General features: G+C 59.0%; 7 protein-coding genes. All 7 read right to left on the minus strand.

The window, feature by feature from the left end; translation table 11 throughout:
• Positions 1–59 precede the first annotated feature (59 nt).
• Entirely contained in the window at positions 60–380 is a 321-nt protein-coding gene (locus HYZ49_03710) for a hypothetical protein (GenBank protein MBI3241380.1), read from the minus strand.
• 442 nt (positions 381–822) lie between these two features.
• A complete protein-coding gene (locus HYZ49_03715) occupies positions 823–1,479 on the minus strand; it encodes a response regulator transcription factor (protein MBI3241381.1) in 657 nt (218 codons plus the stop codon).
• Between the two features lie 48 nt (positions 1,480–1,527).
• Positions 1,528–3,474: a GAF domain-containing protein gene (locus HYZ49_03720; GenBank protein ID MBI3241382.1), complete on the minus strand. Its 1,947-nt coding sequence runs from the start codon at positions 3,472–3,474 to the stop codon at positions 1,528–1,530.
• A gap of 244 nt (positions 3,475–3,718) precedes the next feature.
• On the minus strand, positions 3,719–9,367 hold the full coding sequence (locus tag HYZ49_03725; GenBank protein ID MBI3241383.1) for an IPT/TIG domain-containing protein: 5,649 nt from the start codon (positions 9,365–9,367) through the stop codon (positions 3,719–3,721).
• A gap of 54 nt (positions 9,368–9,421) precedes the next feature.
• Positions 9,422–10,081, minus strand: coding sequence for a hypothetical protein (locus tag HYZ49_03730; GenBank protein MBI3241384.1), 660 nt, complete (start codon positions 10,079–10,081; stop codon positions 9,422–9,424).
• A 499-nt stretch (positions 10,082–10,580) separates the two neighbouring features.
• Entirely contained in the window at positions 10,581–16,088 is a 5,508-nt protein-coding gene (locus tag HYZ49_03735; GenBank protein MBI3241385.1) for a choice-of-anchor D domain-containing protein, read from the minus strand.
• A gap of 221 nt (positions 16,089–16,309) precedes the next feature.
• A complete protein-coding gene (locus HYZ49_03740) occupies positions 16,310–16,726 on the minus strand; it encodes a hypothetical protein (GenBank protein MBI3241386.1) in 417 nt (138 codons plus the stop codon).
• Positions 16,727–17,346 lie beyond the last annotated feature (620 nt).

Raw genomic sequence — 17,346 nt, forward strand, 5'->3', positions numbered from 1 at the left:
CTGGCAGGTCTGTTATTTCATTAGTCGGCTAAAGCTAGTGGTGTCCCCTCAAAATCCTCTTACGGGTGGGCCGCCTGCCCGCGAATCAGATTGACAAAGTCTTCGGCGCGAGTCGCGTTGACCGTCCGCTTTTCATAGAAGTCCATCGTCGCGTTCGACGAGCGAAGGATGATGACCCTCAGTGTTTCCATTTCTGGAAGTGTCCGCAACAGATCAAAGATCCGATTCGAATTCAGCAACCCGTTTTCGTGAAATACAATGACATCTGGATGCACATCCAACACTGCCTGGATCAATGTATCTTCCTGGGCGTAGATCACTTCTGAGACTCGAATGTCGGGCTGAGGAGCCAACAAACTTTCCACTGCCTGTTCAAGCAAAGACCCTGTTCCTATAACAAGCACTTGCCATCGCCGGGGCCCCATTTTTTGCAATGTCATCCCAAGATCGGCTAATTCGTTCAAAATGAGCTGCATTTTCCAAGTCGAAATTTCGAGATTTTAATCAGGGCGATCAACGCCATAATGAAGCAATATCACTTGATAACTCAGGTAAACAATATCAGAATACAAGCCGCTACATAATGAGCTATAGTCTTTCATCGAACGCGGACTTTGGTCAACGCCTTTGGACTTTCATCGAGGGGGGATATGGGCTTAATGACTTAGGCGGAAATGGCAGAGGAGGGCAAGTTCCGTTGTTCAGCTAAAGGCCACGCCACGTCACCTTTTTCGCCGTTGGGGCAATTTCCGGCGGCAAATCGCAGCCTTAATCAAAAAAGGCCGCTTAAGCGGCCTTTTTTGGCGTAGGTGTCCAGGAGAGTCAGTTTGCCTTCGGGTCAACTAGCCCCTCTTGCAGGGCATAAAGTGTTGCCTGAAGCCGGCTTGCCAGGTGCAATTTATCTAAGATGTTGCTAACATGAGTGCGTACAGTGCGCTCGCTAATAGCTAATCTCTCGGCAACCTCCTGATTGGGTAACCCCTGGGCAACCAGTACCAATACCTCCAACTCTCGAGGCGTCAGTGGCTTGGTGGTCAGAGGCAAAGTTGGGGGCCGGTTGAGTTCGTTGATCACTTTACGGGCGATGATCGGGTGCAGCGAGACCTCTCCTTTGTGCACCTGCCGGATCGCTTGAAGCAACTCATGAGGCGCAGTGTCTTTCAGCAAATAACCTAATGCGCCGGCTTTTAAGGCTGGGAAGACCTGGTCATCATCTAAAAAAGAAGTCAGAACCAGGATGTGCGCTTCACAGCTTTCCTGCTTCAAGTCAAAGATAGTCGCCAGGCCGTCTTTGCGGGGCATTACCAAATCCAACAGAATAATGTCCGGCTGCAGGGTGAGAGCCAGTTGAACGGTTTGGACGCCGTCGGCGGCCTCACCCACCACCTCCATCCCAGGCTCGGTGGCAATGAGCGCCCGCAGGCCTTCCCGGACAATGGCATGATCATCGGCAATAAGAATTTGGATAACTTCAGACATGTTAATCTTCTTGATAACTTCCTCGGGCGAACACCATGTTCAGGCTAATCAGAGTCCGATCCTGGCCTTGATTCGTGTTCCCTCTCCCGGCCTGGCGACAACCATCAACGACCCTCCCAGTCTTTCAGCCCGTTCTCGCATACTGATCAGCCCCAAGCCGCCGGTATCGCTCAGGGCATCGGGATCGAAACCCTTGCCATTATCCGCCACTTCTAATTCGGCATGCCCGTCTTCGATGCACAACGCCACTACCACTTCAGTAGCCATCGCGTGCTTCAAGGTATTGTTCAGGGCCTCGTGGGCGATCCGAAAAAGTTCTGTTTCCACCGGGAATGGAAGATCAATAACTCCCTTCAATATTATAGATGCTTTCATGCCGGCCCGCTTTTCGACCGCGTCCAACCGGTGTCTCAAAGCTTCGGCCAATCCATCAGTTTTCAGGGCCGATGGCCGCAGTTCGTAAACCAACAACCGCATCTCTTTGAGCGCATGCAAAGCCGTCTCGCCCAGGCGCGTCAGGTAATGCCCGGCGCTCTTCAGATCCCCGGCTTCACTCAGGCGGCGTCCGGCTTCGGACAGGAGCGTCAAGCTATAAAGAGACTGGCTCACCGAGTCATGGAGTTCACGCGCCAGCCGCTGACGTTCCTCAATAGCCGCTTTGTCTTTAACCTCGGCGAACAGCCGGGCATTCTCAATAGCCAGCGCCGCCTGATCGCCAAAAGCGGTGATCAACCGGATCGTTTCGTCGGAGAATTCTTGCGGCTCGTAGTAGAAAAGGGCAATTGCGCCACAAGCCTCACCCCTGACGACGAGCGGCACGGCCAGCCAGGCCGGGAAACGTTTAAACATGCTTTCCAGTGCAATGCTCTCCGGCGCAGACAAGGCAAGCCCGCCGCTGGGCAATTCCGGCATGGCAGGACTCGCGTCGAAAACAGTCACCGGCTGGCGCTTCAATACGACCTGCCCTATCGGGAACGCGCCGGGCGGTATTTTTAGTCCAACAACTTGAGGGTCTACCCCGCGCGAGGCGCTGATTTGGAGCAGGCCGTCTTCACCCTGAAGGTAGATCGCGCCGGCGGCCATGCCCAGCAGTTGGCCAGCCTGATCCACGATGTAGTCCAGAATTTCGTCCAGCGCGCGCTTGGAGTTGAGCACGGTCATGATGTCGCGCAGGCCTTCGGCCACCTGGCGCTGCCGCTGAATCTCGCGGGTGCGATCTTCGACTCTCCGCTCCAGCATCTTCTCGCTTCTCTGGAGGGCTTCCTCCGCCTGTTGGCGCTCGGCCAGCCGTTGTTTCGTCTCTTCGTAGAGCCGGGCATTTTCCTGGTTGCGGCGGATCAACTCGCGCGATGCGCCGCGCACCAGCGTAAACAGCACACCGTACAAGATCGCGAAACCCAGGATGACCCGCCCCCAGACAAAGTAACGCATTTCGGCAAGGCGCCGCTCGAGGTTGGTCATGTCGCTGTAGAACTCATACGAGCCAAGAATTTCGGTTGAGTCATGAGGGCGCAAAGGCGTATACACTTCGAGCAGTCGCGGGCCAAAGCGCCCCTTCTCAAATTCGTTTTCCGCCTCTTCCAGGGTGGAGATATTCACCGTAATGCCGCCGTCCAGGGCTTCTTGCAGGGTGCTGTCTATCGGGAACTGCCGCCCGACCAGGTCTTTTTCTTCCGAGTAGATAAGCAGGCCGTCACGATTCCAGATTTTGATGCGGACAATATGTCTGTAAAGGATCGAGCTTCGAATTAACGCGTCTATCTGAGCATATCGGACCGTGTCAAGGGGGCCGGCCAGGTCGCCGGCATTCAGGTTCGGATTAAGAACCAGGGCAACCTGGTCGCCGGCGATTTCAGCTTCCTGTTGAAGCGTAAGCCGCTCCAATTGCCGCTCGATGCTCAAGGCCAGAGCGCCGGCGATTATCGAGGTGACCAGAAAGCTAACGAGGGTAAATGTAACTAAGAGGCTGGGTTTCAAGCGCCGCAAGTACTTCATAATATCTTTTCCAACGCAATGTGTTTTCTGCTAAAACAACCACCTCATTCCCATGTAGATTGGCCGATCAGATTGTCTCACTTTTTTGCCAGGATTCAAGAGCAGGTTATCACCTGTTAGCACCAAACCTGCCCGGGCTTACAAGCCCGGGCAGGTTACAGAAAACGCATTACTCTTGTTGTTATTGACAGGTCGCTTACTTCAGCTATGTTACCTGCCCGCTGCTCGCCTGCTCATCCTGGTATCAGCGAGTGTAGGTGAACTTGTCGGCGCTACTGATGGCGCTCGATTGGCCGCCGACGGTCACGATCACATCCACCGTTGTCCTGCGAGTCCCAGCCGGGCTGGTGGCCTTGCAGGTAGTGGTACTGGTACACGAGACATTCGTAGCTACATTCGCGCCAAACTTGACGCCCGTCGCACCGGCTGTCGTGCTAAAGCCCGTACCGGTGATGGTGACGACCGTGCCGCCCGCCGCCGGGCCTTTGTTTGGCTTGATCGCCGTCACCGTCGGCGCGGCTGGGGGCGCTATGTAGGTGAACTTATCGGCGTTGCTGGTGGCGCTGGACTGGCCGTTAACGGTCACGACCACGTCCACCACGCCCGACCCAGCCGGGCTGGTGGCGGTGCAGTTCGTGGCGTTACTACAGGAGACGCCAGTAGCCACATTCGCGCCGAACTTAATCGAGATCGCGCCGGGTGTGAAGTTTGTGCCTGTGATGGAAACGACCGTGCCACCCGCCGCCGGGCCGGAGTTGGGGGAAACCCCTGTAACTGTCGGCGGCAAGGTGACGTAGGTGAACAGGTCGCTATTGTTGATGGCGCTCGATTGGCCGCCAACAGTTACAACCACGTCCACGACACCGGAGCCGGCCGGGCTGGTGGCGGTGCAGGCCGTAGTGCTGAGGCAGGAGACATTCGTCGCCGCGTTCGCGCCAAACCTGACTGTAGTCGCGCCGGGCGTGGTGCTGAAGTTCGTGCCAGTGATGGCGACCGAGGTGCCGCCGGCGACCGCGCCGGAGGTCGGGCTGAGTCCTGTCACCGTTGGCGCTGGGGCTGGGGCAGGTGAAGTAAGGCATGGCAACCCTGCAATTCCACTGGTCGCGCACGTATTCGTCAACACCCGGAACAGGCCCCACATACCGGCCTGGGTGAACGGGCGGCGAATGTCGCCGTAGAAGTAATCACCCGGAACCTGGGCAACGCCGCCTGCCCCACCAGAAACCAGGATGTCTATTTTCTCCCACGGCCCAACAGCCCGATTCTGCCATTGGCTTGCATTATGGACGTACATGTCGCCGGGCCAGGACATGCCGCCGAGAGTGAAGACATGCACTTGCTCACTGGCCGGCGCGCCAAGCACGTGAACCTTCACCGGGTCGCCGGCGTAGGCGCGCAAGAGCGGTGTTGTCGGGTCGCCGTAGGTCAGCGAACTGAACATGTTGGCGTCGTCCTGTCGTATTCCGGCAGTTCGGTAGTTGATCAACGCCGGGCCGTCAACATCTGCCGGGTAAGGCATGGTGTTCTGGCCGATTCTCGGGTCTTGATCGGCCAGCAGGAGGGTAAAGTCCCGGTAAGGCGCCTGGCCCGGCGCGAAAACGTTCACCTGCGAGCCGGTATCGGTGGATTGGCCGGTCGTCGGGTTCTTGAAGGTCGCGCCTGTCGGAGCCACTACTATCGCCCCGTACAACCCGTCCCAGCCGGAGTTGTCGCCGCCAAAGTCGGAGATCAACACACTCTCAAGTTTGGGATTGTCGGCATAGAAGGTGTAGGTGCGGCTTGCGTTTTTGCCAATCGTCTGCTCGGGGTTGAAGCCGACGTTGATGCCGGTTGAGTTCATGTCGCGCAACAGGCCGCCCAGATGGAAGGAAACCCTGGCAGTGCTGCGCCGGTTGGTGAGCGACACTTTCACACACTGCCCGGCCGCCACGTGCAGTACCAGCGGTTCGGGGAACTTGGTCTTGTTCAAAACGGCGGTGACATCCGTGTTCGGCACAAAGGCCGCCTTGCGGCCTTTGTCGCCGCCGCCCGCCGACGTGCTGGGCAGATCCACTGCGCTGATATTGAAGGTGTGGATCGGCGCGTTTGCCGGGCAAGTGGGCTGTTGAGCCGGGATGTTGACGCTGGGTAGTGGCTGAAGGTCACTCACCGGGCCGGGCAACACTCGCAGGATGCCCCAGGCGCCGCTCTGGAAGCGGCGATTTTCGCCGTCGTGGTAGATATAGTCGCCGGGGACGTGGTTCGGGCCGCCGGCGCCGCCATCCAAAATCAGTGTGTACTTTTCAGACACGGTCGAATGGAAGGCGTCAATCGGGCTGGACTCAACGCCGAGCGCGTCGCGGTAGCGCGGCTCCCAGAAGGTGCGATGTCCGTCAATGTGCAGGACATTCGTCCCCTGCCCGACGTTGATGTTGCGGATGACGACCGGGTCGCCAAGGTAGGCTCGGAACAGCGGCGTGTACGGGTCGCCCTGCGGGCTGTTGGAACTGAAGCGCAGCGCCGGATCGAGACTGCGATCCGACCAGGGTTCGGCGCGCAAGTTGAGCGTCGCCTCGATCGGGTCGTGATCGTTGATCGTCCACAGCACGAATTCGCGGAAACTGCCGTCAATCACGCCGGGGATCAACGCGCACTGGTTCGTCGTGTTGGACGGCAGGTTGGGGTTGTCGGGATTGGGAACGCAGTTAGGATCGGTATGGATGTCGGCGATGGCCCCGGACTTGATCTCCGCGCCGGTCACCGGGTCATGATAGGTCGAGCCGAATGGCTCGATCACCAACTGGCCCACCATGCCATGGCTCCAGCCGTGAATGCCGTTGACGTGGTCATGGAAGAAGATGTTGTCCAACTCAACGTCCGGGTACCACCGATACTGCACGAATTCGACGCCGGCCCATTCGTCTGCGGGGTGAGCGTTAGCCACGGGCTTGTTGAGGGTGACGGTTGAAGCGGCGTTGTTAATCGCCGTGATTTGCCGAATCTCAATGCCTTCTGTGCCCATCCCAATGGCGATCCACACCCCGTTCTGGAACTTGGCCACGCTGGACAGATGCAGAACTGCCTCGCCGGGGTTGGCGGCGGCGGTCAACTGCGGATCCACGATCTTGTACGGGCGGATGGACTGCTCGAACGAGAAGCCGGAGATCACGCCGTCGGATGCTTGCGTGTCAAACTGGACGTGGTGGATGTGAATGTTGGTCTTGGAGTAGGGCACTTCGTTGCCGCCATCCGTGAGTTCACTCACGTAGGTAACGGCAAGACAATCTCCAATGTTGCCACGAATCGCCAACGGCTCGTTATGCTGGACACCCGCGTAAACTTTGCTATTGGCATAGACCGCATCTTTATCTTGTGCCAGCACATCCAATGCGCCGAGTGGGTCAATCTGGCCTGCTTTGGTGATTTGTATTGGCACAGCCAGGCCGACGACGTTGAAGGTGCGCAGTGGCGCGCCTGCCGGGCAGATGCCGTCGGAGCGGTTGGCCCAGGGGTCAATCGAGAGCGCCGGGTCGGGCGGCGTGCCGCCATACTCGCCGAGATACGGCGCGCCAGAGTGGCCGTTCGGCGAGAACGGTGGGCGCTTGCCGATATGCGGGCGCAACAGCGGCCAGGCGGGCCGCCCGTTGGTTGGATTGAACAGAATCTTGGGCCGGTCGCCGATATACCCGCCACTGCTGAACGTGACCGGACTACCGTTGAGCAGGTAAGTGCTTTGAACCGTTTGGTCAACCATCAAAGCCATCGGATGGCCGGGAACCACATTGGCATAGTCCGGCCAGTTAGGTGTCAGCCGGTCTGGCTCGCCCAGGTAGAGGCCGGTCGAATTGTCAACCGCCCAGTCCCACACCGAGGCGTCCTGATCAGCCGTGTCGCGCGTGGCAACGTTGATGTCGTGGGTCACGCCCTGAGTCGGAAGCTGAGGCCGAATCCAGGCATCCAGATTCTGAGCCGTGATCGTCTGGCCGTTGATCGTTTTGCCAATCAGGGCCGAGGAGTTGACGGCTTGAGGCAGGGGCGCGCGGTCGGGCAAAGGCGCTAAGTCAGGTTGCAGGGTGTCGTACACACGCCAGTAGCCCCACATGCCCGAGAAGTAGTGGTGAGCAATGTGGCAGTGGAACAGGAACTCGCCGGCGCCCTGTTGCGCGCCGCCAGCGCCGTTTTCAATTTCCAGATCGAAGGATTCGCCAGGGCCTATTGACTGTGAGTCGAGGCGCGCCGATTCAGACTGGACTTCAACCGGATGCTTGTCCAGGCCGGTCTTGCTGTAGTCGTAAGTCGGATCGGCTTTGGGGTTGAAGCGCCAGCGGTCACTGCCGCCGTGCAGATGGTAGACATGAAAGACTTCGCTGCCGCCATGCACCAGACGGAACTTGGTCGGGTCGCCGAGGTAGCCGCGGGGAATGATGTTGGTGGTATCGCCAAAAGTGTAGGAGCCGTAGACGACCGATTTCTGGTCCTCGGCAACGTTGAGGCGATCCATGAACGACTCGGAGCGGTAGTTGATGGCCCGCGAGCCTGGCCGATAAGCGCCGGTGTGTGGGTCAAGGGTTGGCAAGGAATTGCCGTTGATGTCAACCGGGATGTTGCGCTCACTTTCATTGCCGATCTCATGGAAGACTTTGACATTCTCACGGAACGACTTGCCCGAGCCGGGGACGATGATGGCTTCCCAGCCGGAGAGCAGGGGCTGGCCGGTCGTCATGTTCAAGTAAACGGAACCGGGCGGCTCGACGTTGAGTGTACCAAACAAGCCATGAGCCACGGCCTGGCGGTTGCCAGGGCCAGGGTGAATGTAGTGTGCGCCCTCCAGCGTGGGATCGTTGGGAATCCAGTAAGTGTAAGTGATCGTCCCACCGGCCGGAACGGACGACAGGGGGTTGTTGCCAATGCCGTCGCCGGACGAACTGATCTGGAAGGCCAGGCCGTCAATGTGCAGACCATAGTTATTGCTGGTAGCGCCGGGAGCGGGCTGGGCGGTGGCGTTGGTGAAGTTGATGATCACGCAGTCGCCCTGATTGGCGCGGATGGCCAACGGCTGGATCGGGTCGTCGCGCAAGCCAATCGAAAGAGAGCTTGGGCCAGCCGCTACCTGAGCCTGCACTGCCGGAATCATGCTGTTCAACACCAGCATCTGGGCGTTCGGGTCGTGGTCGCCGAAGCGGTTGAGCCACATTGTGACATCAATGGCCGAAACGTCGAAGGTCTTCAACGGCGCGCCAGCCGGGCAAGGGGCGTTGGCGCCGCCGGCCAGCGAAGCCGGGGCGGCAGTGACCAGGTTGTTCGGAGACGCGCCTATTATTGAAAGGAGCAACAAGCCAATCTGCCCCACAGCCAACAACCGCCGGGCGGCGATCGGCGTCCAAACCGGGCGGCTGCGTCCTGGCAACCGGGCCGTCCATAAACGCCCGCGCAACACAATGTAGACGATGGCCGAAATTGCCAGATTGGCAACCAGGGCCAGCAACCCCTCCAACCACATGTGAGCCAGTAACGGCATCTCCTCGCCGCCAACGTGGTGATTGGCTTGAAAGACGACGTTGTGCCCCGGGCTGGCTACGGCTATGACGGCGCTGGTGGTGACGGCAATAACCGACACCACCGCCGCGCCCGACATGAACCGGGAAGCGCCCCGGCCAAACAACATCAACGCCCGCCGGGCGAGAAGGATTGACGCCCAAACAGCCACGAAGATCAAGGGCATCATGAGCATCGAATCACGCAACCAGTGAATCACCGGCGGCGGCTCGTTGCGCTCGACAGCGCCAATGGCGCTGTGCAACACCTGCAACCACAAGCCGCCGCCATAAGACAGGGCCAGGGTGAGCGCCACCACCGCCGAAAACTTCGCGCGCGTGCGCCAAAAATAATGGGATATATCAGAGTAGGGTTTCATGTCAGCCACCTTTTCAGAATGATAGAGATGCGTTTGTGATGAACGCCCAGAACTTTAATGGTGAATATCGTCGAGAACACTGGCCGGGGCCTCATCCACCCGCCCGGCATCTACGAGAATTGGACTGGCGCCGCCCGGATCGTCATACCTGATCCATAGCTTGTCGCCGTTCCGCGGCACGACAAAGCTAAGAGTGGCTTCAATACTGGAATTTGCGTCCAACATGCCAGGTTCGATGGTAGACCCGGACGGCAACACCGGGTCGAGGCTTTGTTGCACTAACAAGCGAAACTGGGTCGGCGAGTAATAGATGGCGCTATTCAAGTGGTTGGTCAACAAGATGGACACCTGTATCTGCGCCTGATCGGCCAGGACGAGATTTTGAATGCCATGCGTCACCCCGGAAAGGTCCTGAGAGGTCAAACCGGTCAGGTTCTCGATGCCTTCTATGGCAACAACGCCAAAGCTAGTCGGGATGGATTGGCCAACCGTAAATGAGCCGGAGTCCGCCTGGGACTGCCTGTTAGCGCCATCGGCAAGCATCCTGCCTGCCTGAAGAAGACCGGCAAAGACCAGGGTCGTGACCAGCGCCAGAAAAATAATCAGCGGCAGGAGCGCGCGCACCCGGCCGGCCCCAGGCTCTTGAGCGGCCAGCATTTGCTTATTGGTCGTGTGGGTGGCAGTATGTTTTGTCTTGCGCAACAATTGAACCATTCGAGTCCCCCAACGTTTTTGGCGCTGACAGGCAAACAGCGCTCGCGGCGGATTAGCAACCCGGCGGGAGCGAAAATATTCTTGTATAAACTCTTATTGACAGACTTTAGTAAAACCGAATCGGAAGGGGCGCGCAAACACGCCGATCTTCACCCAAGCCAGTCGAGATTCGCTCCCAACGTCCCTCGGCTGGCTGTTTGTTTCTAAATTTGAGCAATACCACCTAGTAAATCCAAATAAACAATATCAGAATACAAGCCATTGCATAACGAGCAATGGTCTTTTGTTACACACTAACTTTGGTCAACGTCTTAAGACTTTAGTCGCAGGCGGGTATAGACCGAAGAACTAGTTATAGCATTCGGAGTAGCGTTTTGCGCTGAAAGAGGCCACCCAACCTGGTGCAAGGGTTGGGTGGCCTCATTGATCGTTGATTACTGATTTCGTGACTGCGAGGGCGGATTAGATTCCGCCCCCGCAGTCAAGTCATGTTGATTTACTACCTCCCGACTCCAGAGACAAGCGCGTTCGTCGGGCTGTTGGAAGCGTTGCTCACCACCGTCAACGTTCTGCTGACTGCCCCGACCGCGGTCGGAGCGAACGTGACACTGAGTTTGCAAGTTCTTCCCGCCGCAACCGGCGCGGCGCAGGTTCCCAACGTGACCGTAAACGGCGCGCTCGTGGAGGCTGAGGTAATCGTCAGGACGCCAGGGCCAAGATTGCTTACCGTCACCGTCTGGGTGCGAACCGTTCCGACCCGGCGAGTGCCAAAGTTGGTATTGGCCGGGAGGGTGATGGTCGGGCCGGCGACCGGGGCCGCCACGCCGGTTCCGCCCAGGGTTACGATAGAGGGCGACCCGGCTGCGTTGTGGGCGATGACGACCGCAGCCGACTTCCCGCCCGTTGTGGTGGGCGCGAAGGCCACGTCAATGTTGCAGGAGCCGCCAGGTGTGACGGTCCCGCAGGCATTCGATACGATCGTGAACTGCCCCGCATCGCCAGTCAGTGTGATGCCGGACACCACGAGATTGGTGTTACCGGTGTTGCTGACCGTGATGGACTGCGCCGGCGAGATGGTTCCGGTGGTCACTGAGCCGAAGGCCAGCGAGCCGGGCGCCACACTAGCAATTGGCGCGCCGCCGATGCCGGTCAGGCTGACCGTGATGGGTGACCCGGCCGCGTTGTGGGCGATGCTGATGTTAGCCGACTTCGCGCCGATTGTGGTGGGATCGAAGGTTACGCCGATAGTGCATGTGGAGGTCGGCGTCACCACTGTTATACAGCCGTTCACAACTGTGAAGTCTGCCGAGTCAGTGCCACCGGGTGTGACGCTGGTGACTGAGAGATTAGCAGTACCGGTGTTCTGGATGGTGATGGTCTGCGGAGTCGAGGGGCCACCAGCGACCGCCACTGTCCCGAAGTCCAGTCCCAGCGATGTGGGCGAGACTACTGTCGCCACCGGGGCCGGCGTCAGCGGGAACGGCGCAGAAAAGACATCGCAGGTTCCGTTGAGAAGGCCCGGAACGTCACAGAAGATAAGCTGTTCGATGTTCCAAAGCGTGTCGGTGCCGTCGTTGGCGCGAAGGCCGCCGCCGCCACCACCACCAGTGTGGGCGACCGTCACACTGCCGTCCCCATTGAAGGTGATGGTGTACTCAGACTGCGGGCCTGAGAACAGCGCCGAGTCGCAGTTGAGCGGAAATGAGTCGGTGCAGTCGGCGCCCAGTACTGCTGGCGACAGGATTTCGCGAACGGCAAAGATGTTGCCAGGGTCAACCAGGCCGGCGAACACAGCTTGTTGCAGAGTCATTCCTGCCGTGCCGGGGCCGAAGTTCCCTGAGAGTGCCGCGTGTTCCATGAGGTCGGTCGAGCCGATCTCAGCGCCCAGACTGTTACGAATGCTCAGCCGGACGTTCAGGTACTTGTCGCCGTCAAGGATGTCGTCGCCGCCGCGGCCTTCGAGCAGGTCGTTGCCGGCGCCGCCGAGGAGGATGTTGCCCTCACCCCAGACGAAGTCGCCGGTCAGCAAACAATGGTGCGTAAAGGAGCGGGCGAGAACGTCGGCCAACGGCGTGGACAGCGGAGGAACCAGGTCGTCGAGGCCGGCGATGCGGTCAAGGCCCGCCTGGTCGAGCGCGTCACAGCCGATAAAGCCGCCGCCGCCCACCTGGCTGGGGATCACGCTGTCACCGCGCAGGATGTCGTCGTGGTTCCAGCCGGAGAGGGCTTCGACTTCGTTGAACTTGTCCCTGACCTCGTTCGCCGGGGGCTGCCCCTCGACCGCGATCACCAGGGCCAGGTCGGTGTTCTGGGGCTGTGGATCGCCGAGGCCGATCAACCAGTCGTACCCGGAGGCGCCAGCTACCTTCTCGACGCCAGGGCCAGCCACACCAATGTCGTCACCGCCTTCCATGTCGTAGTCATCGTCGCCGCCCTGACCGATCAGGATGTCGTGGCCGGGCAGGTTGTGGTCGTCGAAGAACAGGGTGGAGCTGTCGCCAATCAAGAGGTCAGGCTGGTCGCCGCCCTCTTCCCAGTCATCGCCGCTGTCGCCAAAGATGGCGTCTTCACCCTGGCCGGCGATCATGAAGTCGTCTCCTGGTCCGCCGAAGGTCTCGTTGGTATTGGCCCCACCATTGGTGAAGTCCTTACCCTCACCGCCCAGGAGGAGGTCGAGGCCGGGGCCGCCGTCCATAGCGTCGTTGCCGGGGCCGCCCTTCATCACGTCGTCGCCGGCATTATCGGTGAAAATGTCATTGCCTTCACCGCCAAGCAGTACGTCAGCGCCGTCGCCGCCCTCGATGATGTCATTACCCAGGCCACCCCAGAAGGTGTCGCTGTCGTCGCCGCCGAAGATGCGGTCGACAGCATCAGTGCCGTTGTAGACGGCCTGCCCGTTGATACCGGACGGGTCTACCGAGTTAATCAAGCGGTACCTGATCTCCCAGGTTGGGCTGTTGAGAAGCAGGCGGTTTTCGTCGCAGTCCGAGGCCGGGTCATCATTGACCGAGCCCGGGCCGGTGATGAAACTGCCCGGGGCCGCCGGGTAGCCGAGGCTGCGGAGATTGCCCACCTCGAACTTGCAGTCGGCTGTCGCGAACGCGTCAGCCTTCAGGGTGTGCGCATTTGTGTTGCGCATCACCAGCTCGGCGAACGAATTGCCTTCGAGCTGGGCCCGGAGGTTCATGCCCGGGGTGCGGGCCAGGTAGTAGAACCGGTCGCCGTTCTGGAGATCGGTCAGTTGTTTCTCGAACACGTAGTTGAAGGTGGAGCCTAGCAAACCGCCGAACAGGTTGGTATGCTCGGCCAGGCCGCCGACCCACAGGTCAATGTCGTCAACCCCGGTGATGGACACGTTGCCCGGAGCGTTCACCCAGGCACCAGTGCTGAACATGAAGTCGGCGCTGTCGGTGGGCGGGAAGATGTCATCAGCGGCTGTGGCTGGATTGGGGCCGAGGATGCCATCAGGGCCGGGGAGTGCAGGGGTATCGTCAAGGCTTTCATCGAAGAGGGGGGTGAGGGGATCGTCGCCGATGAAAGGATGCTCGGCCCCACCATTGGCAGGGATATCGTCAAGGGCAGTGCTCGGATCGGGGCCGAGGATGCCATCCGGCCCGGGGAGAACCGTGCCATTGACGATTTGGTCAGCCGCCATACGCCTGGCTTTTAGATCGCCGGCCAGGATTGGGCCTGCGCCGTCCGGATCAAGCCCGGTGATATTGGGATGCCGGCCATAGGCCGCAATGAAGTTGACCAGCGACTCGGGGTGCTTGAGCGCCTGGCCCCAGTCCACCCATTCCGTGTAGGGCGCCAACTGACCGTCGTTCGTGGCCGCGAAAATCTGCTTGCGAACGTTGTTCAGCGACGGGATGCCTTCACTGCGGGCGCGGGTCATGTTGATGGTGGGCAGGTCGAGAGGCAGGCCCAACAGGTTGTTGCGAAGCGTTTCAGTCACGAACTCGTCAATCTCGTTGCCGGCCTGGTCTGACATGCCCATGATGATGGCGCCGGCGGCCTCCTGGGAGGTGAGCACGCCAGCAGTGCCGCCATCGTGATAGGCCGCCGGGTTGAGGAACCCGTCGAGCAAGGGGATGTCGTTGTGCGACCCGTCGGCGTTGGTGCGGGCGATGTCTTCGGTCAGCATTGAGTGGCCGAAGCGGTAGACGGCATGGGCAAACTCAGCCACGATGGCCGGGTTGACGTCCGTCTGGTTGAAGGCGAATGGCTGGAAGGGGTTGATCCCAGGCTGGATCTTGCGGGCGAACTCTTCGAACACCAGGTGCTGGTACTCCATCTCGTTGACGAAGCGGGCCGCCTGGAAGAGGCGCTCGCCGTTCCAGCCAGACGCGCCAAGAGCGTCTTGCCAGTCGGCAAGGGTGGTAACTCCGCTTGTGTCAGCGACAAGCACGCCCTTGATGTTGTCAATCAAACGGTCGTGCTCGTTGTGGAAGATCTGGTGGACGGCCTGGAGCGCAATGTTCTCGTTGCAACGGCCATCGCCGCAGATCGCATGGATGTCGAGCAGTTCATCATCGTAGGAGCCTGCAGGGACCGTCGTGGCCAAACTCGATCCAACCACAAGGTCCGTGTCAGGGAACAGCACGCCGGGAGGAGAGAAGGTCGGGGCGGCGCTGTGGGCGATGTCGTTCAAGAAGGCAGTATTGATAAAGAACGCATCCGCCGGCACAGGAACCGGAGCGGCTGTGTCGCCCTCGACGAGACCGCTAGCCGTCACGTACTGAGGAAGACCGCGCAACAGGCCGGGGATGAACTTGCCGTATTGATCGGCGGCAATCATCGGGATGTTGCCGACATTGGCGTCGGTCAACTGGAGCCCGAGCAGGGTCGCCGCCTGGGCCTTGACCATCGCCCAGGTAGGCAGGCCGCCATCGGGCGAGGACAGGAACTTACCCGTTGAAACCGGCACGCCATTGATGTTATTCACGTATTCACGGGTGAAGACCTGGTGCGACGAATGCGAGGTGTAGGTCTGGCTTTGATCCACGAACGGAGTGTCGGTGTTGGGTGCGCTGCGGAAACCGTCAGGACCGGTCATGATGGTACCCCGTGTCAGGACCATGAACCGCAAACCGGGATCCAAGTCATCGATGGTGCCGAAGATGTGATCGGGTCCGGCAACCAGTGGGTCGTCATCCTTCAACGGGACGAAGACCACGCCATTACCGCCGTTGGTGATCTTGTCAAGGCCGTGATCAAAGAACTGCCCGAAGATCGTGAACATCGAGTTGAAGGGCGGCGAGAGGCCGACGTCTGTGGTCACGTTCTCGATGAATAAGGTTTGGAACGCAGGTACGCAACCCACGGGGGTCGCCGGGAAAATATCAACCGGCGGGTCAGAACCAGGAACCGTCGCGCACGGAACGACAGGGTTCCCCCCCTGGCTGCGCAATGGGAAGCCAGCGGCTTGAACTGCAGCCGGGTTGGTCGAGGTCTGATCAACAATCAGGTTGCTGATTACGCGCGGCTGGGAGTCGAAGACCATCCCAGATGTCTGCGCGTAAGAAGTCGGGGTTCCCGGCGGGGCGAACAGATTGTCTTCCGCATCCCTGAACACAGGGGTGGTCAGGCGCGGGAATGCCTGGTCCGCCGCGCCGTAGGTCGCCTGGCCGATCTGCAAGTTATTGCACGACCCGTCCACGGTCCGCAGACCGAAGGAGAGCAGTGGGTTCACGATCTGGTCCGGGCCGGTCCCGATCATGGCTTGGCAATTGGCCGGATCCGTTAACGGGCCTGGTCCTGCCGCGACGTGCGCCTCAGCGATCTTGATCTGCTTGAGGATGAAGGCCAGATCGGCGGGGGTGACTACGAACCCTGCTCCGACGATGTTGGCCGCGGCCGGCGCGGCCCGCGAGGGGCTTACGCCGACGCTCGACATGAGAATCGCCAGCGTCATCAGCATGGCCACCGAGGCGCGCATTGCCGGTTTGACTTGCCGATAGGTTTTACGAGAAATACGGGCAAGCCCTTGATGAATATTATCTAACATTTCTTTCTTCCTCACTTTCCCATGAAAATTATTGGATATCACTGCCAGGCTCTTTGCTGAAGCTCTCCCCGCAAAGCGCCAGGCACCGTTGATAATTTCTCAGATAGGACTTTCTTGATTTGCCGGGCCAGTCGAGCTCCACTCCTGTCGGCCCGCCTCGCCGGCATAACTTCGTTTTGAAATCTATTTTTTCCTCAATATCCTGCCCTGCCTTTCCTCTATCAAGCCCACCGGCAAACAAGATTGACGAAATCCTGAGCCTGGGTTGCGGTCAGCGTCCTCTTTTCGTAGAGGTCAATCGCCGCATTGGCCGAACGCAGAATGATCACGCGCAGGGTATTCATCTCTGGGAGGGCTTTGAGCAACTCAAAAATCCGGTCAGAATTGAACGACCCCATCTCGTGAAAAACGATCACATCCGGTTGCACCCGCAAAACATCCTGGATGAATGAGTCTTCGCGGGTATGCGTAATTTCTGAGACTTGAACATTGGCTTCACGGGTGAGCAGGCTTTCCACGCCGTGCTCAAACATTGACCCTGTTCCAACAATAAGCACCCGTCGTCCCCCCGGGTTCGTCTTTTTTTCCAATGCCGCTCCCGCCTGAGCCAACCCGTTCAAAGTAAGATGCGTTTGCATGCCCAAATTCCAGGACTTCAAAACGTAGCCGCCAATTGTGGAGCAATACAATCTTATTACTCCCAATAAAGAGAGTATCAGAATGCAGGGTCCTACATAACTAGCCATAGTCTTGTGTTTGGCTACGACCAAAGTAAGCACTTTCAGACTTTAGTCTGATAACAGGCTAAGAGCCTATCCGAAAGACCCTTAGGGTTTCGGAAACCATAAGGGTCCCTCTGGTTATTCGGATAGGCACTAAGACTGGCAAGCCAATGTGAGGTTGAACTATGTTGGCTCTTCCGGGTGTAACGAGGATTTTTTAACGCGAAGCCGCGAAGTTGCCAGGGCGCAAAGCGTCCGCATTCACACCTGCCCTTGCGGGCGGTGCAAGGGTCTGCGTCCTAAAGCCTTTTGGTTGCGGCTGGAAGCCGTGCTAAGCTAAATGAGCAGAGTTCAACAAAACTGCCCGGCTTTGTGTATCAACTCAAAGCCGGCATGACGTGCTTTTGCAGATCATCGTGATCGTCGAAAATGTGATCGTGTACTGCGCGTGCCCAGTACAAATGCTCAAAAGTTTCAGAGGGGTGGCAAGCCGGGGTTTATTAAGAAAACATGAGTATTGTCATGACTAAAATTTG

This window comes from Chloroflexota bacterium (genome assembly GCA_016197225.1).
Taxonomy (GTDB): Bacteria; Chloroflexota; Anaerolineae; order Anaerolineales; family VGOW01; genus VGOW01.